The following is an 18189-nucleotide window of genomic DNA, read 5'->3' as shown; positions in this document are numbered from 1 at the left end:
TTGCCTGATACAAAGGAAAATGGTCATGAACCCCAGTCTCAGAAATGTTGAAAATGCCGATGTCTCGATCCCACCATACAGCCCGTCCGGTAATGAATGTGCGCTCTTCGAAATCGCCTGGATGCGTAAGCTGCCATTGCTTCTCAAAGGACCGACCGGTTGCGGCAAGACGCGGTTTGTAAGCCATATGGCCGCAAAACTCGGCCTGCCGCTTTCTACGGTTTCCTGCCATGACGATCTGGCGGCTGCTGATCTGACCGGGCGCTATCTGCTGAAAGGTGGCGATACAATATGGGTCGACGGTCCGCTGACCCGCGCAGTGCGTGAAGGCGGTATCTGCTATCTCGATGAGATTGTCGAGGCGCGCAAGGATGTGGCCGTGGTTCTGCACCCACTGACTGACGACCGCCGTCTTCTTCCATTGGAACGTACCGGCGAGTTGCTTGAAGCACCGGACCGCTTCATGCTCGTCGTATCTTATAATCCGGGTTACCAGAACCTGTTAAAATCACTGAAGCCGAGCACGCGCCAGCGCTTCGTCGCCATTGAATTCGACTTCCTGCCCAAGGAACAGGAAATCGCAGTGGTGAGCGAAGAGAGCGGCCTCACGGCTCAAAAGGTTGCGCCACTGGTGGCGTTGGCTCACCGGCTGCGCGGGCTGAAAGGCCATGATCTGGAAGAAGGCGTTTCAACCCGTCTGCTGGTCTACTGCGCCACGCTGATCGACGCCGGCATGTCGCAACGCGAAGCGGCGCGTGCCGCGATGATCGAGCCGCTGACCGATGAGCCTGACGTGAAAGCCGCTTTGATTGAAGTTGCCGATGCAATGCTGAAATAGGCGGGCATATCATGCTGGATTTTCTGGAACTGGAGGAAACCGTTGGCCGGGCCTGGCACCGCCTGATCGGCAAGACCGGATCGTGGCCGCATTATCCCCAGCACGCCGTGCAGCTTGGCGATATTCGCCAGAAGCTCGCCATCTGCTTTCGTGGTTTTGGTGGCGATGTTGCCGTACAGATTGCCCCGGCCCGTGCGCGAACCTCAGGGCACAGGCTGGGCTTGCGGCAGCGCATGGCTCTGGGCGAAGAGAAACTTAGTCAGCCGTTGCGGGATGAAGCGACATTGATGCTGCCGCCCGAAATTGCGCTCTTTCCCGATCGCATGCTCAATTACGATCTCTATGTCTGGCTTGCAGGCTATATGGCGGTGATGCCGACTGAAGTGGGCGAGCTTCCGCATGACCCATTGCGCCGTAATCTTGCAGCGCTTGCAGTGGCATCGGATACGGTTGCAAAGACTTGCCGGATATTTCCGGGCCTGCAGAAACGTTATGCGCGATTGTGCGAAGCGGTGTTGGCTGTGCGCCCCAAACGTCCGCTCTATGGTCTGGAGCAACAAGTGGAGGAGCGCATTCTGGCGCTTCTGAAACAGGGAGCAGGACTGCCGGACGACAGTCTCGCTACCATCTTTCCGCATTGCGCACCCGCGAGCTATCTGCCCGCCCTGCCCGTCCCGCTCTGGCCGGAGTTGATCAGACGCGAAGAGACCGCGCCGCGCGATAACGATGACCAGCCAGTGCTGAACAGCAAGGCGGACGGTGTCGAAACCGGACGGCAGATTGCCAACCGCGAGAAGCAGGATCCGAGGCTGGCCAACCGGAGTCCGTTCATTCTCAATCGCTTTGAGAAAATCCTTGCCATGGCGGAGATGGTGAGCGTCGACAGGCCAACGGACGATAGCGACGAGCAGAATGCAAAATCTGCAGACGAGCTTGACGATCTGACATTGGGCGAACGCAAGGGCAGACCCGCCGCCCGTTTCCGTTTCGATCTCGACCTGCCGCCCGAAGCCGTCGACCGAACGGCTCTTACCGCCAAACTGACCTATCCGGAATGGGATTACCGGAAAGGTGTTTATCTTCCCGACCATTGCAGTGTTCTGGCAGGACCAGCACAGGGCCGTGAAGAAGCTATGGAACTGGATGACGAGGCACAAAGCCTTGTGCGTCGGGTGCGCCGCCAGTTCGAGATATTGCGGCCAGGGCGTGAATTGATGCGGGCACAGCTTGATGGCAACGATCTCGATCTTGATGCCGTGGTGCGTTCACGATGCGACTTTGCCGCCGGAGGACAGGGCAGCGACCATGTGCACCTGATGAGCCGACCCAAGGCAAACGACCTTGCCGTCACCATTCTGGTGGATGTCTCACTGTCCACCGATGCATGGATCGACAATCGGCGTGTGCTGGATGTTGAAAAGGAGGCGCTGCTGGTTCTGGCCAACGGCATCGCCGCATGTGGCGACCGCTGTTCCATCCAGACATTCACCTCACGCCGTCGTTCATGGGTGCGGGTCGAAACGGTAAAGGACTTCGACGAAACTTTTGGTCCTGCCGTAGAACACCGGATTGCGGCGCTGAAGCCCGGTTTCTACACGCGCATGGGAGCCGCCATCCGTCACGCAACAGCAAAGCTTGCCGAACAGCCCAACAGAAAGAAGCTTCTGCTGGTCCTGACGGACGGCAAACCGAACGATGTTGACCATTATGAAGGCCGGTTCGCACTCGAAGACAGTCGCAGGGCCGTTGCTGAAGCACGCACAACAGGCGTCAACGTCTTTGCCGTGACCGTTGATCGGGAGGCGAATGCATACCTTCCCACGCTTTTCGGCCGTAGAAACTACGCTCTTGTCGCCAAACTGTCGAAACTGCCTGTCGCTCTACCGGCGATCTATCGAATGATGACCGGATGAGTAATCGTCACGGACAGCATTTCAAGTCAGTGAACAGGGCATGTAGCTTGCCGGTGTCTTTGACACCTTGAGTACCGAAGCAGGCCAACCCGCCGCCAGTGATCAATGGCGACGGGTCTGAAAAGCGATTAAAGAGAAGTCGCCTACAGGCTGTTCACCAGACGGTGCGAGACGTTTTTCACGACCGTATAATGATGCAGTCCTTCGGCGCCGCCTTCGCGGCCGAGTCCGCTATCCTTGACACCACCAAATGGCGTCTCGGCAACAGAAGCCTCAAGCGTGTTGATGGAGACGTTTCCAGCTTCCAGTCCCGTCATCAGACGGTCCACATTTTCCGCTGAGTTTGCGAAACCATATGCCGCCAGACCAAACGGAAGCGAATTCGCCTTTTCAATAGCCGCATCAAGAGAGGCAACCGGATTGATCAGCGCCAGCGGACCAAATGGCTCCTCCGACATCGCGCGGGCATCGTCCGGCAGTTCAGCCAGAGCCGTTGGCGGGAAGAAATAGCCATTGTTCTTCAGGCGACGACCACCGAAAAGCAGTTTCGCACCTTTCGCTTCTGCATCGCTGACCAACTCTTCGAGAGCCATGACGCGGCGATCATTGGCGACCGGGCCCATCTGGACCCCCTCATCCATGCCGTTGCCCACACGGATCGATTGCGCCGTTTCGATGAAAGCCGCAGTGAAACGTTCATAATGGCTTTCGTGAACGAAGAAGCGCGTCGGCGAGGTGCATACCTGACCCGAATTGCGGTATTTGCGGCGCGCCGAGGCAATACCCGCAACGACCGGATCGGCATCCTCGCAAACGATGACGGGAGCGTGGCCGCCAAGTTCCATCAGCGCCGGTTTCATGTGGCGCGCAGCGATTTCGGTCAGGTGTTTGCCAACGGCAGTCGATCCGGTGAACGCAATCGCCCGGATTTCCGGGCGCGGGATAAGAAACTGCGAAATATCGGCAGGAACGCCGAAGACCAGATTCAACACACCGGCTGGCAGGCCTGCATCCTCGAATGCACGCGCAATATGTGTCACCGCCGTCGGTGTTTCCTCGGAAGCTTTCAGGATAATGGAGCAACCGGCAGCTAAGGCGCCTGCAATCTTGCGTGCTGGCTGGCTCATCGGGAAATTCCACGGCGCAAACGCTGCGACCGGACCGATTGGCTCGTGCACGACGATATAGCGAATGCCGGGCGCGCTCGGAATGACGCGGCCATAGAAACGAATGCACTCGCCAGCATCCCATTCGAAGAATTCGCAGCCACGAATAACCTCAAGCCGGGCTTCGCTGATCGGCTTCCCGTTTTCCAGCGTAATCGCGCGTGCAATCTCTTCCTGCCGCTCGCGCATGAGCGCCGAGGCCTTCATGATGATCGCAGCACGGGCCGCAGGCGCAGTGTTGCGCCAGACCTGATAACCGTCCCACGCCGCCTGAAGTGCCGCCTCCAGATCCTCGCGTTCCGCGACCGCAACTTGCCCGATTTCAGTCTCGTCTGCGGGATTGATGATGGGAAGCGTATTGGCGGTCTTGCGCCATTCACCACCTATGAAAAGCTGCACGTCGGATTTTTGCATCAGAAAGCCTCTGCAATCTAAAAATTCGGGCCACGCCCAGATCATCGTTACGGTCAGAATGGGATGTTTTAATTCATGCGACAATTCATCTTAAAACCATATATCCATGAGGATAACCGCATGAATTAGTATAAAGCTGGCAAGTTTTGCCCGCGCGAAACCACCAGCCGCGCTTCGCTACGCGACCGTACAATTTCTTTTCGAAAGCCGATCAGAGCACGTTTCGATCTGATCGAATCAGATCGGTGCTCCAAATATTTGCTTTGAACCGCACATCTTTTCCGAAACCCGTTTCACACTTTTCGGGATACGCTCTAACACTACAGTTGCAAATTCGTCAGGCCGTGGCGAAAAGAGTGATTTGGAGTACCGGAGCGGAGCGTACTTAAAGGTACGTGAGCACCGAAACGCAGATAAAGCGCTCTTTGCAGCCCGGCATCACGAAGAATGCAACTGTAGTGCTAACCGATGTTGCGAATACCGGCGAGCAGAGCCTGCGACATCTCGGTTTCGGACGAGCACCAGTCCATCAGAATATCGTAATGGTTCCGGTTTGCGACCTCGATGGTTTTCACCTCTCCGCCTGCTGCAGCCCAGCCTTTGGCATAAGCGCGGGACTGACGCTTGAAACCGTCAGCCTCATGCTCTGCCCATGCCACGGCAATCGGACAACCACGCACGGGAATGTGGCGGATCGGACTGAGCTGATCGACATCGGCGGGCCCGAGATTCAGCCATTCCTGCGGAAAGGTTGCCGCCAGTGGTGCAAGCTCGAAAAGCCCGCTGACCGGCATGGCAAACTTAACAACATCCGACGGCAAACCGAAATCGTCCTGCCAGCCTTCCGCAACAAGCGCACCAGCAAGATGACCACCTGCCGAACTCCCCCCAACCGATATCCGGTCGGGATCGAGACCATATTCCCGTCCATGACGCCAGACGAAGGCAAGTGCCGCGCGCACCTCCCGCGTAATTTCCGCGAGGGAGACTTCCGGCGCCAGACGATAATCGACGACAACGGTCGCAATACCTTCGGCCGCGAGCATCCCCGCCATCATGGCAGAATCTTCCTTTGACAGCGCGCGCCAGTAACCGCCGTGAACAAACACGAAGACCGGACACGGTCCACTTTGGGAAGGCGGGCCGAAAATATCGATCCGCTGTCCGCTTTCTTCGTCATAGACCACGTCGAAATGCCGGCCCCAATCGGCCCGGGGCGCGATGCTTGCCTCGCGATAGCGCACCATTTCGGCGGCGAAAGCTTCCGGCGAAACGGTGGCCTTGGCATTGTAATCGCGATCAAGGCGGGCAGGCTCGAAACCTGCTTCTTCAGTGAGTTTTATCATGCGTTGAACACGCTGATGACGTTGGCCACATTCGCAGGCTGTTCAAGCGTCGGGAAATGGGTCGTACCGGGGAGCTTCTTGGGCTGGAACCACGGATTGCGAGCTGCAAAATCCACCTGTGCCTGCGTATATTCCGGCTCGAATGGCTGCGAATAAATATGGGTGATCGGACGGTTTTCGGCCATGGCTGCCATCCGCTGCATGGGGCTGCCCCATTTGCGATAGGCTTTGCCGATCTCCCGCCCCGAGCGGGCCCACATTTCATAGGAATAGCCCGCCATCTCGTTGTTCACGTGATTGACGATATCGGCATTCTTCGTGTCGCCGATCCAGTAATCGAAGAAGCCTGCACGACCATTCTCCCAGACCTGCCGGTCCTGAATACCGTCGATCAGTTCGAAGAAGGTTTCGTTCGGCTGGTTCATGATCCAGTCAATAACAACCGATTTCGGCACGCGGCTTGATCCCAGCCGGTCAGTGACTTCGATATTGGCCCAGCCGCCATGAGAGGTCGAGACGGGAAGAAAGGTCTCAAGCTCCAGCGCGTCGACGAAAGCGACAAGATCGTCGGCTTGCTGGTTGATGTCGAAGTCGCCGTCATGGTCACGATGGTCGCCGTGACCGCGCCAGTCGAAGCGGATGACGCGATGATTCTTCGCCAGTTCCGGCGCCAGTGTCTTGAACAGACGGTGATCCTGACACCATCCGGAAAGCAGCACGATGGCCGGGCCGCTTCCGGTTTCATCCCAGGAAAATATATTGTTGCCAATTTTCATCGAGTTCATGGAAATCTCCATCATCCGGCGTTTCAGGCTGCGCCTGTTGGAATATGCAAAGCGGTCTTCATACGTTCGGCACCAAGCGGAGCGCATTTCCCGGTAATTTTCAGCACTTGCGAGCGCACGTCGTCGGGCCAGTAATTCATGTCGCCCAGTCGCTCCGCAGTATCCTGCGTATGTTCGGTCAGCGGGCGTTCGCGCGCCTCCCAGGCAGCCAGCGCTTCGCTCACATCCGTATGTTCGTCCAGCGCAACCGCCAGACCGAGCGCATTCATCAGAGCGCAACCACCGCCTTGTCCGAGATAAGGCGGCATCGCATGAGCGCCATCACCGAGGATCGCCACCCGGCCCTTGCTCCATGATTTCAGCTTCAGGACTTCGAATGCATCCCACCGCCCCGCATCGCCGAAACGAGCGATCAAAGATGCAAGATGCGGGAAACTTTCGGTCCAGAGCGCGGTATCGACCGGTGTGCGATAGGCCGCCTCGTCTTCAACCGATGCACAGAGCGCGATATAGAGATCAGTCTCGCTGGCGGGCGTATAAAGAATACGGCGCGAGCCGGAGAAATGCTCGATATAGCGCGGCAGATCTTCAACGGGAGCGTCTGCGCTATCACGCTTTATCATCATGCGCACGGCACCGTAGCCAAGCGGCTTTCGGTACATCATGAGATCGAGCGAATCTCGAACCTTGGAATTGATGCCATCCGCCCCGATGACCAGATCGGCAGCAAGTCGCTTACCGTCGGCCAGCAGCAATTCACCCTCGGGCGTTGCGCCGACAGCTTCCGCACCGGTGACGACTTCAACGCCGGCACGACGCGCAGCATTGAGCAATGCCGTCAGCAATGTTTCACGCAGGATTGTTATGAGGCGCGCTGGTCCGTTGCCATTGATTGGAATCTCTTCCATCGTTTCATTGCGGTGATCGCGCGTATGGAACTCCGGTCCTTCATGAGCGCCGATCACGGCCTCGTCGTAAGCGCCGAGGGCCTTGAGCACATGCAGGCCATTGCTCCAGATATAAATCCCGGCACCGAATGTGCGCAGATTGGGCGAGCGCTCGTGCACCCTTACGCTCCATCCGCGTTGGGCGAGCGCTGTGGCAGAAGCCAGCCCCGCAATGCCTGCGCCAGCGATCTCCGCGTGACGTTTCGTCATTCCAATTCTCCTCAACCCATTTCGATGAGAGATTTCCAAGTCCTGCCGACAAAGGAAAGTGAATTCTGACCGCGACAGATATGAGGAAATAGAATATCTGTGAGCGGACATATCCTTGAGGAGGCGATATGGCATTGCTCACCAATCATCTGACGATCCGGTATATCCGCATCATCGATGCGATCGAGGAGGAGCGCAGCATTGCGCGCGCTGCCGATCGGTTGAACGTTACCCAATCCGCCGTCACCAAGGCATTGCAGGAAATCGAAGCCCTGACCGGATTGCGGCTTTTCACGCGCACCAACAGGGGCGTTGTCCCGACCCATGCGGGTATGCAGCTGACCACAGATGCAAGACGTCTTCTGGCTCATCTGATGGTGGCCGAGCAAAATCTTGCCGATCTGCGCGACGGGACAGGCGGACGGCTGGCCATCGGGACCCTGCTTTCAGCGTCTGCCGATCTGCTTCCCAGAGCCATCGCCAAAGTCCGGCGCGACAATCGCCGCATCGTGGTCAAGGTCGTGACGGGAACGGATGATGTCTTGATGCCAGCATTGCGGGCGGGTGAGCTGGACATGGTGATAGGCCGCCTTTCCGAGCGACATGAACCGGTCAATCTCGTGCAGGAAGTCCTGATTCCGGATAACGCCGTCGTCGTTGTGCGCCGCAACCATCCATTGACGCTGCGCCCCGCACTTCGCCTTCATGATCTGATCGAATGGGATTGGATCTTGCCACCGAAGGAAACCAATCTCCGCCTCCAGATCGATCGCACATTCCGCGAGGAAGGCGTTCCGCCGCCTGCACAATCCGTCGAATCCGTCTCACCGCTCATCAATAGGGGCTTGCTCTTGCAGGCGGATTATATTTGCGTCATGCCCGCGCAGGTGGCGCGGATTGAAGAAGCGTCGGGACAGCTTGCCATCCTGCCGGTTCAGCTTGGCGCCACTTCCGGCTTTCTGGGGATCACCACGCTTCCTGAGAGCAACCGTTCCGCCACGGCCGACCTGTTCATTCAGGTGCTTCGGGAAATTGCCCGGACAGGTTGAAGACAGGTTGAAGACAGGCTCCCTCCCATACTCGACACACCCTTCTGATATTCCTGAGCCTCATAGCAGTGCGAAGAGTGTTCAGTTTACGGACTTCAAGTTTCAGCATGAAATGACCGGCAAGACCTCCTGTCCGGAACAACGTTTTCAAGCGCGGGACAGAGAAAAGGTCGTGAAGGGCAATCAAGAGAGGAACTTTCATGCTCAAGCTTTCACTGCTTGGTGCTTCGGCACTCTGTCTATCTCTGGCCGGAACTGTCGCGGCTTTCGCCAAGGAACCCGTTACCATCGGCATGATCACAACCTTGTCCGGCCCTGCCGGTTATCTTGGGCAGGACATTCGGGACGGTTTCCAGCTCGCAATCGATCAGAATGGCGGCGAACTGGGAGGCAAGCCGGTCGCGCTCAAGGTCGAGGATGACGGCCTCAAGCCGGGCAATGCCAAGCAGATTGCCGAAGCCATGTTGTCCGAACAGGGCGTAAAACTCTTTACCGGCATGGTCTTCGCCAATGTCGCCGGTGCGGCTCTGCCAGATATTCTCGACGAAGGCGGCATCTATATCAGCCCCAACACCGCATCTGCCGAATTTGCAGGCAAGGAATGCCACCCGAACTATTTCGTCAGCTCCTGGCAGGATGACAGCCAGGGAGAAAGCGCTGGCGCGCTGGCGCAATCAATGGATTATCCTTCGGCATTCCTGATCGCGCCGAATTATCAGGCCGGGCGCGAGACGATGGATGCGTTCAAGCGCTTCTACAAGGGCAAGATCGTCGGCGAAGTCTATACCCAGATGGACCAGACCGACTTTGCCGCTGAAATCGCACAGATCCGTGCCGCAAAGCCAGCGATGGTCTATGAATTCGAACCGGGCGGTATGGGCATTGCGTTTCTGCAGCAATATCAGCAGTCAGGTCTGCTGAAAGAAATCCCGATGGTCGTCCATCCGGCATCGCTCGATCAGGTGATCGTCAATGTTGTCGGAAAGGCAGCCGACGGCGTACGGGTGACCAGCCACTGGAACGACGATTTCGACAATCCGGAAAACAAAAAATTCGTTGCCGCCTGGAAAGCGAAATTCGGGGATCGCCCGATCACCTATTATGCCGCACAAGGCTATGATGCCGCGCTGATGATGGGTGCCGGTCTTGCTGGCGTCTCGGGTGACGAGATCGATGCCAAGACATTCCGCAAGGCGTTGCTTTCCGCGCAAATTCCTTCCGTGCGCGGAGAATTCAAACTCGGACCGAACCAGCATCCCGTTCAGGATTGGTATGCGCTGGGTGTAGCCGAAGGCGCCAACGGCAAGCCTTATCTGAAGACCGAGAAGAAAGTCCTGACCGCGCATGGCGATATCTATGCCGCACAATGCAAGATGGATGCGGAATAAGGCTTCCGAATAGAAAAAGCCCCGCTACTGCGGGGCTTTTCGTTAAACAAGTGCATCAGATGACAGTCGTGGCGACACGGTTCTCGATCGCACGCACAAGGTTGAGCGCGGTCATTTCAGACGATTTCGGGTTGGTCGCGAGCGGACCATTTTCAAAACGCAGATGCATCCGACCGAAATCGCCTTCGGCAATGATCTCATGCGTGTTGAGACGCGCTGCCGGGTCCGCAACCAATGTGACACGGGTACGATCGAGACCAATCCCAGCAAGCGAGGTAATCACCGCGACATTGGCATTTTGCGGAAAAGCATCGGCTGCCTTGCGTGCCGTATCCATGAAGAAGACCGTGGCCTCACTGATTTCATCGAGCGGCACCAGCTGGGCGGCCTGCGTGCCCGCCCATGCTTTTGCAGGCTTGATGATGCGATGCTCGACACTTTCAATCGAAAGCCGGCTTGCAGCCGAAAGCGCGTCGATGCCGCCCAGCGCGCCGGGTGGAATAATAAGCTTCGCGCCGCTGGCCGCAGCCGCATCCTTCAGCCTTTGAAACAGGGCATCATCGACGAAAGCCGATGTCGATGAAACCGCAAAATCCATTCCGACGGAAAGCGCCGCCTCGCCCCACGGCAAGACGCTGGGGCGACCTGCCGCCTCCACCACAAGACTTGCGCCGGTGGCAGCAAGCTCGGCAGGATTTTCGATGAGCACGGCACCGGCAGGCAGTCCGTCACGGGATGCCGCCCGGTCACGCACCGCCACCGCGCCGATTCTTACTGGACTTTTCCGCTCAGCGAGAAGGTCCGCAACCCGCTTGCCGATAGCGCCCCATCCAACGAGGACGATCGTCTCAGATACCGACATAAGCATGCACCTGCTCACGGTCGCGTTCGAGATCGGCACTCGTCCCGCGCCAGACCGTTCGACCTTTCTCGACAATATAGTGGCGATCCGCCAACTTCTTCAAAACCGCGATATTCTTATCGATCAGAAGGATCGACTGGCCCATTTCGCGCAATTGCATGATGCAATGCCAGATTTCCGTGCGAATGACGGGGGCAAGCCCTTCCGTCGCTTCATCGAGGATCAGAAGATGCGGGTTCGTCATCAATGCACGCCCGATGGCCAGCATCTGCTGTTCGCCACCTGAAAGCGTGCCCGCCGTCTGATCCGCCCTCTCCTGCATGCGCGGGAAAAGCGCATATATCTTGGCAAGATCCCATGGCGACTGTCGCTTGCAGCGGTTGGATGCGGTTGCGACCAGATTTTCCCGCACGGTCAATGTCGGGAAAATCTGTCGGCCCTCCGGCACAAGACCGACGCCAAGGCGTGCCACTTTTTCGGGGCTGTAGCTGGTCGTGTCGCGCCCCGCGATCTGGACCTGTCCCCCTTTTGGAGCGAGCAGACCCATCAATGTGCGTATGGTGGTGGTCTTGCCCATGCCGTTGCGGCCCATGAGGGTGACCAGTTCCCCTTCATTCACCTCCAGCGAGACGTCGAACAATACCTGCGAATGGCCATAGGCGGCCTGAAGTCCTTCGATTTTCAGCACAGTTCCTCCTCCCCGCCGAGATAGGCTTCCCGCACAGCTTCACTTGCCCGAATGTCTTCTACCGTACCTGTGAGGATGAGACGACCATAGACCAGCACCGATATGCGGTCAGCGAGCGCAAACACCGCCTCCATATCGTGCTCGACGAGCAGCATCGAAACCTTGCCGCGCAGCCCCTGCAAAAGCTCGATCATTTCCTGGCTTTCGACATGGCCGAGACCAGCCATCGGTTCATCGAGGAGCAGAAGCTTCGGCTTTCCGGCCAGCGCCATCAGCAGTTCCAGCTGCTTGCGCCCACCACTCGACAGATCGCCTGCAAGCTTCTCCGGGTGATTGGCCAGACGGCTTCCGGCAAGGATTGCATCAACCTCACGCCAGATGGCGCTGCGGCCTTTCAGACTGTCGAGAATCCGGAAATTGTGCCCCTCCCGCGCCTGCACCGCCATCGCGATGTTCTGGCGCACACTCATATCGTTCAGGAGCGTCGATATCTGGAATGTGCGTCCCAACCCGCGCCCGACACGCGTTGCTGCGGGTAGATTGGTGATATCTTCACCCATCAGGCTGATCGTCCCCGATGTGGGAGCCAGCTCACCACACAGCTGATTGATGAGCGTGGACTTGCCCGCTCCGTTCGGGCCTATCAGGGCATGGATATGCCCTTCCGTGACGTCGAGCGTCACATGATCCGTCGCGACCAGTCCGGCAAAGCGTTTCACCAGATCGCGGACCTGCAATATCGTCGTCATGCGGGCACCTCAACTTTCCGGTCTTTGCGAAACGGACGGCAAAGCGCGCGCCAGCCGCCGACAATACCGCCCTTGGTTCCCAAAACAACGACGAGCAGAATGATGCCCATGGCAAGCTGCCAATGTTCAGTCCAGGAGGCGAGATAGGTCTGCAGGATCAGGAAGGCGGCTGCTCCCCAGATCGGCCCGAAGAACGTGCCGACCCCACCCAAAATGACCATCACCATCAACTCGCCCGATTTGGTCCAGTGCAGCGTATCCGGGCTTGCAAAACGCATAAAGATGGTGAGAAGCGCGCCAGCCAGACCAGCGCCCATTCCGGCAAGGACAAAGCCGTAAAGCTTGTAGCGATAGGTTTCGATCCCCATGGCCGTCATGCGCCGCTCGCTCTGGCGAATGCCGGAAAGCACCGCGCCATAGGACGAATGCACGACCCTCCAGAGGAAACCGAAATACAGGATCATCGAAACGAGGATGACATAATACATCGTCGTCTTGTCACGCAGGCTGAGGCCGAAAAGATCATTTGCCCGGCGCACGATGATACCGTCTTCGCCGCCATAGGTTTTGAGCGAAACGAAGAGGAAGAACAGCATCTGGGCAAAGGCGAGCGTAATCATGATGAACTGCACGCCGGAAGTGCGCAGCGCCAGCGCACCGATGACCAGCGCGGCAAGACCTGCCACCAGCATGGCCGCCGGAACGGTGATCAGAAACTGGTCGGAACCCGGAATGAAGCCGAAAAGCAATGTCTCTTCCGCGTGGTGGAAATAAAGGATACCCACGACATAGGAGCCGATCCCGAAGAAGGCGGCATGACCGAAGGAAACCATCCCGCCATAGCCGAGGATCAGATTGAGGCTGGCCGCGGCGATGGCATAGATCATGATCCGGGCAACAAGGCTGGATGCAGCCGTCTGCCCCAGCGCTTCGGCCCCGAAGGGGAAAAGTGCAAGCGCCACGCAGCCGAGGAAAACAAACAAAATACGATATGACATGATTCAGGCTCCCACCGGAAAGAGGCCTCTCGGGCGGAACAGAAGAACGATGGCCATCAGCAGATAGATGCCCATGGACGCAATGCCCACGCCAAGCGCGTCAGCTTCGGCCCCGGCCATGAATTGACGCAGAATGGAAGGCAGAAAGGCGCGCAGGCAGGTATCGATGATACCGAGCGAAATACCGGCAATGAAGGCTCCCTTGATCGAGCCAACGCCGCCAATAACCACGACCACGAAGGTGGCAAGCAGGATTTGCTCGCCCATACCGACCTGAACGGCAAGGATCGGTCCGGTCATGAATCCTGCAAGACCCGCAAAAGCCGCACCAAGCGCAAACACCAGCGTATAGAGCAGACGGATATCCACGCCGAGCGCGCGGACCATATCGCGGTTGGTCGAACCTGCCCGAACCAGCATGCCGATGCGGGTGCGGTTGATGAGCAGATAAAGACCACCGGCAACCAGCAGGCCAGCCACAATGATGAGCAGCCGGAACGGCGGATAGCTCAGGCCTGAAAACAGTTCGATCGGTTGCGAGAGCGATGCAGGCAACTGCGTGAAAATCGGTTGGCGGCCAAAGATCAGCACGGTCAGCTCATTGAAAATCAGAATGAGCGAAAAAGTCGCCAGCACCTGATCCAGATGATCGCGCTGATAGAGCTTTCGCATGACGCCAAGCTCGATCACGATACCGGCAATCGTCGCGGCCAGAATGGCTGCGGGCAAGCCCAACCAGAAATTCCCGGTCTGCACGGCCACCCAGGTGCCGATGAAAGCGCCGATCATGTAGAGCGAGCCATGAGCGAGGTTGATGACGCCCATGATCCCGAAGATCAGCGTCAGCCCTGCTGCCAGAAGGAACAACATGACGCCGTAGAGAAGGCCATTCAAAAGTTGCTCGAAGATGAGTGTCATTGGAGGAAACGACCTTCATGAGAAATGAAAAGAAGCGTGGCGCGCACTTTCGCGCGCGCCGAACGGTGGCTGTTAGAGCTTGCACTCTGCAGAATAGGAATCACCGTAATTTTCGATCAGCTTCTTCTTGATCCTGGTGGTAGGGTTGCCGTCCTCGCCCTTGACGACATCAAGGAGATACCAGTCCTGCAACGGATGCTGGTTCGGACCGAAGGCAAAATTGCCACGCACCGACTGGAAGTCAGCCTTCCGCAACGCTTCGCGCACCGCATCGATATCGTCAACGCCGCCGGTCTGCTTCAAGGCAGAAGCAATTAGGCGAGCCACGTCGTAGCCTTGCGTGCCGTAATAGGTCAGAGGCCGGTCAGGATAAGCGGCTTTCCACTTTGCCACGAGTTCCTTGCTCGCGGCATTGTCCATATCCGGGCTCCAGTGGCTGGTGGCCATGATACCGACCGAAGCATCACCCAGTGATTTGAGGATCACCGCATCGCTGGACGGTTCGGAAAGAACCATCGGAATCTTGCCGAGAAGGCCTGCCTGCTGATACTGGCGCATGAACGCAATGCCCATGCCGCCTGGATGAAACTGGAAGACCACATCAGGGTTTGCGGCGCGAATTTGCGCCATCTCAGCCGAATAGTCGGTCTGGTCGAGCTGGGTGTAGATTTCACCGACAACTTCGCCCTTGAACCGGCGCTTGAAACCTGCCAGCGCATCCTTGCCTGCCTGATAGTTCGGCGCAAGAATGAAGGCGCGCTTGAACCCTTCCTGTTCCGCAGCAATGCCCGATGCCTCGTGGAGCGAGTCATTCTGCCAGGAAACCACGAAGTAATTCGCATCGCAGCCCTTGCCCGCCATGTTCGATGGCGCGGCGTTGGCGCTGATATAGATACTGTCATTATCGATGATATCCGGCACGGTTGCGCCGGCTACATTCGAGAAGATGATGCCGGTAAAAAGCTTGACGCCGTCTTCCGACATGAACCGCTCGGCGATCTGTCGTCCGTTGCCGGGCTTGGCAGCGTCGTCCTCGACCTTCAGTTCAACCGGCACACCGCCGAGCTTGCCACCTTCGGCATCAATGGCAAGCTTCATGCCATCGCGCACGTCCTGACCGAGATAACCTCCCGGACCTGACAAGGTCGTAATCACGCCGATCTTGACCGGTTCAGCAGCAGCAGCACCGGTCGTCAGCCCCGCCAGCAGGCCGATCATCAGGAGTTTGTTTTTCATTTCATTTCCCCTTGTCTTTTTATGGATGGGTGCCCGGCAGTTCCGCCGGGCATGCCTCGTCAGAGCGCAACCCAGCCTTCCGGCGGGTTCTTGCCGGGGTGGACGGTATTGCAATGTGGGCAGGTCCGCAGTTTCTCATCGTTGTAGAAAGCAGCGTAAAGCGGCGGCAGATCGTCGACGATGGATTCCAGATCCACTTCGGCGCGATGAACGAGACCGCTGCATTCGAAGCAATACCATTCGACGGCATCGAGAACGCCTTCAGGACGGGCCGGTTCGATCACCAGACCGATGGAACCTTCCTGCGGGCGCTGCGGCGAATGACGGATATGCGCCGGCAGAAGGAAGATATCGCCTTCGCGGATCGGCACGTCGTAAAATTCGCCCGTCGACGTGTCATGCAGCTTCAGCAGCATGTCGCCCTTGAGCTGGTAGAAGAACTCTTCGACCGGATCGTCGTGGTAATCGGTGCGCTTGTTCGGGCCGCCAACGACCGTCACCATCAGGTCCGCGTCCTTGAACACCAGCTGATTGCCGACAGGCGGCTTCAGCAGGTGCTTGTGTTCATCGATCCATTTCTGGAAATTGAAAGCGCTGAGTTTTGTCATTCTTGTTCCCCTTTTCGGTTCGATCAGGACAGTTTGAGACCGCAGCTATCAAATGCCTCCCGGATTGCCCGTTTTTCAGCGTCGGTCAGCTCAAGCATCGGCGCGCGAACAGGTCCACCAACCTGGCCGAGCAGCTCCTGCCAGTATTTTTGATGCGAAGTGGGCTTTTCAGCCGGTCGCGTCGACTTGAAGGCATGACGGACAGGCTCGAGGCTCTGCCAGACGGCGCGCGCCTCGGCCTCTTTGCCCGCAAAGGCCAGGTCGGTATAATCGCGCATGCGGCGATCAACCTTGGTCTGCAGCGTGTAGGGCGGTGAAGAGCAGAGATAGAGCTGCCAGCCCAGTTCGAGAATATTATCCAGCCATTCGTCTTCCGATGCGGTCGAGACCAGAATGCGGTCGCCTGCAAGTTCCGTGAGCTTGCGATACATGTCGCGCGGGACCGAATATTTGATCGCGACGACGGTTTCTATATCGGCCAGACGATTGCAGAGCTCAGGGCTCATCAAATAACCGCTATCCGGATGCGACCAGAGTGCAAGACCGATATCCACCTTCGAGGCAATGGTTTCATAGTAGCGCAGCAGCGTTTCGTCCTGCGCACGCAGGAAATGCAGAACAGGTGCATGGACGACGATATAGTCCGCGCCGCAGGCCTGCGCATGCTTGGCCAGATCGATAACCACATCCATGTTCTGGTCCGAGCAGGACATGATTGTCTGCGCCTTGTCACCTACTGCCGAGACAGCCAGATCGAACATGCGCTTGCGCTCGTCAACCGACATTGAGAAGAATTCGCCCTGCTTTCCCGCGACGAAAAGTCCGTCAATGCCCAGATCGTTGATCCAATGGTCGACATTCTTGCGAAAGCCGCCTTCATCGATCGATCCGTCCTGATTGAAAGGCGTGTTTGCCGCAGCCCAGATACCGCGCATCGTAGCGCGCGAATGGGCCTTGGCGTTCTGACGGTCATACTTCATCGGAATCCTCGCTTCGGGGCGGGTCACTCCAAACCCGCGTCTCCCTGATCGAGCCTGACTTTCTTTCATTCGAGAAGTCTTGTAAGTAGAATATATTCATAAACAAAAACTCATAAGTGAGCCGATGCGTCCCACTCTCCGCCAGATTGAATGTTTTCAAGCCGTGGTCGAACTGGGAAATTTTTCCCGCGCAGCCGAGCGTGTCAGGACGACCCAGGCCAATCTTTCCCACACGATCCGTGATCTGGAGACGGTGCTGGACGCGCGGCTTTTCGACCGGACAACACGGCGCGTCAGCCTGACAGATGCCGGACGTGCCTTTGCCGAAGGTGCGCTTGCCGGTCTTGCCGAAATTGACCGCGCCGCCGAAGTCGTGCGCGATCTGGGGAAATTGCGGCGCGGTCAGGTCAGCATCGCAGCCCCGCCTTTGCTGTGCACGACAGTGCTTCCGCATCTGGTTCGCCGTGTGGCTGATGAACACCCCAACCTCGTCATCAAGATCGAGGATGTCGGACCCGAAATCGTCATCGAACAGGTTCGCAACGGGCGTTGCGACCTCGGCGTTGGCACTTTTTCCGGTGAAGATTCCGACGTCGAAAGCCAGATGGCACTGCGCGATCAGCTGATGATTTTCGTGTCGCCCCATCACGATTTCGCCGGGCATGAGCAGGTCCGTTGGACAGAACTCGACGATCAGCCCATCATTACACTTACCCAGAAAAGCAATATCCGGCTTTTGACGGAAATCGGCTTCGAACAGGCAAAACTGGCGCTTCGACCGCATATGGAGGTCAACCAGATTCACTCGGTGTTGTCGCTGGTCGAGGTCAATGCCGGTATTGCTGTTCTACCCGCCTATGCCTTTACCGCGCTGCGCGGTCGCGGCATCGTGGCCCGCCCCCTGACGGACCCGGCCATCGTGCGCGAGGTGCGCCTTATCACGCCCCGCGACCGCGAACAGTCTGCAGCCACCGTCGCCGTACGATCCATCCTGCGAAACCTGCTGCGTCAGATGATCCCCGAAATCCCCGGAACCGGCAGCGCCAGTTAAACCATCTCTACGCATGCCTCCCGAGCCTTTTGAGCTTGCTTCA

The 18189-nt window shown here is 57.7% G+C and carries 17 protein-coding genes; 5 read left to right on the top strand and 12 right to left on the bottom strand.

The features are described from left to right. Positions 1-25 precede the first annotated feature (25 nt). Positions 26-838, top strand: a complete 813-nt coding sequence (locus OHI65_RS04545; RefSeq protein WP_125301079.1) for a CbbQ/NirQ/NorQ/GpvN family protein — start codon at positions 26-28, stop codon at positions 836-838. 11 nt (positions 839-849) lie between these two features. Then, positions 850-2751: a nitric oxide reductase activation protein NorD gene (locus OHI65_RS04540; RefSeq protein ID WP_125301080.1), complete on the top strand. Its 1902-nt coding sequence runs from the start codon at positions 850-852 to the stop codon at positions 2749-2751. Positions 2752-2894: 143 nt separating this feature from the next. Here OHI65_RS04540 and OHI65_RS04535 read toward each other — a convergent pair whose 3' ends face one another. The 4 genes from OHI65_RS04535 to OHI65_RS04520 form a co-directional block, all read right to left on the bottom strand. Then, complete coding sequence (locus OHI65_RS04535) at positions 2895-4331, bottom strand: NAD-dependent succinate-semialdehyde dehydrogenase (RefSeq protein ID WP_094515439.1); 1437 nt, start codon at positions 4329-4331, stop codon at positions 2895-2897. Between the two features lie 461 nt (positions 4332-4792). After that, positions 4793-5677 carry an alpha/beta hydrolase gene (locus tag OHI65_RS04530; RefSeq protein WP_094515440.1) on the bottom strand — a complete coding sequence of 295 codons (885 nt, stop codon included), beginning with the start codon at positions 5675-5677 and terminating at the stop codon, positions 4793-4795. Continuing rightward, positions 5674-6462 carry an alpha/beta hydrolase gene (locus tag OHI65_RS04525; RefSeq protein WP_012093671.1) on the bottom strand — a complete coding sequence of 263 codons (789 nt, stop codon included), beginning with the start codon at positions 6460-6462 and terminating at the stop codon, positions 5674-5676. Before OHI65_RS04525 ends, OHI65_RS04530 begins: the two co-directional genes overlap by 4 nt. Before the next feature lie 23 nt (positions 6463-6485). After that, positions 6486-7619, bottom strand: a complete 1134-nt coding sequence (locus OHI65_RS04520) for an FAD-dependent oxidoreductase (RefSeq protein ID WP_094515441.1) — start codon at positions 7617-7619, stop codon at positions 6486-6488. A 128-nt stretch (positions 7620-7747) separates the two neighbouring features. On the opposite strand from OHI65_RS04520, the gene OHI65_RS04515 reads away from it, so the two are divergent. Together OHI65_RS04515 and OHI65_RS04510 are read left to right on the top strand one after the other, a co-directional pair. Continuing rightward, positions 7748-8668: a LysR substrate-binding domain-containing protein gene (locus tag OHI65_RS04515; protein ID WP_094515442.1), complete on the top strand. Its 921-nt coding sequence runs from the start codon at positions 7748-7750 to the stop codon at positions 8666-8668. A 200-nt stretch (positions 8669-8868) separates the two neighbouring features. Continuing rightward, a complete protein-coding gene (locus tag OHI65_RS04510) occupies positions 8869-10056 on the top strand; it encodes an ABC transporter substrate-binding protein (protein ID WP_010660597.1) in 1188 nt (395 codons plus the stop codon). Between the two features lie 55 nt (positions 10057-10111). On the opposite strand, the gene OHI65_RS04505 is transcribed toward OHI65_RS04510, so the two are convergent. The 8 genes from OHI65_RS04505 to OHI65_RS04470 all read right to left on the bottom strand — a co-directional run bounded on the left by OHI65_RS04505 (position 10112) and on the right by OHI65_RS04470 (position 17095). Next, positions 10112-10918, bottom strand: a complete 807-nt coding sequence (locus OHI65_RS04505; RefSeq protein ID WP_125301081.1) for an aspartate dehydrogenase — start codon at positions 10916-10918, stop codon at positions 10112-10114. Further along, the gene (locus tag OHI65_RS04500) at positions 10905-11606 is read right to left on the bottom strand and encodes an ABC transporter ATP-binding protein (protein ID WP_012093676.1); all 702 of its coding nucleotides are present in this window, start codon (positions 11604-11606) and stop codon (positions 10905-10907) included. Before OHI65_RS04500 ends, OHI65_RS04505 begins: the two co-directional genes overlap by 14 nt. Next, complete coding sequence (locus OHI65_RS04495; protein ID WP_125301082.1) at positions 11600-12355, bottom strand: ABC transporter ATP-binding protein; 756 nt, start codon at positions 12353-12355, stop codon at positions 11600-11602. Before OHI65_RS04495 ends, OHI65_RS04500 begins: the two co-directional genes overlap by 7 nt. Then, positions 12352-13353 (bottom strand): branched-chain amino acid ABC transporter permease, encoded by a 1002-nt coding sequence (locus tag OHI65_RS04490; protein ID WP_012093678.1) that lies wholly within the window; start codon positions 13351-13353, stop codon positions 12352-12354. The genes OHI65_RS04495 and OHI65_RS04490 overlap by 4 nt, the downstream gene beginning before the upstream one ends. Before the next feature lie 3 nt (positions 13354-13356). Beyond that, positions 13357-14271 (bottom strand): branched-chain amino acid ABC transporter permease, encoded by a 915-nt coding sequence (locus tag OHI65_RS04485; protein ID WP_010660592.1) that lies wholly within the window; start codon positions 14269-14271, stop codon positions 13357-13359. A gap of 72 nt (positions 14272-14343) precedes the next feature. After that, a complete protein-coding gene (locus OHI65_RS04480; protein ID WP_010660591.1) occupies positions 14344-15507 on the bottom strand; it encodes an ABC transporter substrate-binding protein in 1164 nt (387 codons plus the stop codon). A 59-nt stretch (positions 15508-15566) separates the two neighbouring features. After that, a complete protein-coding gene (locus OHI65_RS04475) occupies positions 15567-16115 on the bottom strand; it encodes a 3-hydroxyanthranilate 3,4-dioxygenase (RefSeq protein WP_010660590.1) in 549 nt (182 codons plus the stop codon). Positions 16116-16138: 23 nt separating this feature from the next. Then, the gene (locus OHI65_RS04470) at positions 16139-17095 is read right to left on the bottom strand and encodes a dihydrodipicolinate synthase family protein (RefSeq protein ID WP_029928726.1); all 957 of its coding nucleotides are present in this window, start codon (positions 17093-17095) and stop codon (positions 16139-16141) included. A gap of 124 nt (positions 17096-17219) precedes the next feature. On the opposite strand from OHI65_RS04470, the gene OHI65_RS04465 reads away from it, so the two are divergent. After that, positions 17220-18146, top strand: coding sequence for a LysR family transcriptional regulator (locus OHI65_RS04465; RefSeq protein ID WP_125301083.1), 927 nt, complete (start codon positions 17220-17222; stop codon positions 18144-18146). Positions 18147-18189 lie beyond the last annotated feature (43 nt).

The organism is Brucella sp. MAB-22, assembly GCF_025908475.1.
GTDB lineage: Bacteria > Pseudomonadota > Alphaproteobacteria > Rhizobiales > Rhizobiaceae > Brucella > Brucella anthropi.
The sequence above is the reverse complement of the archived record's forward strand: the minus strand, read 5'-3'. Positions and strand labels throughout refer to the sequence as shown.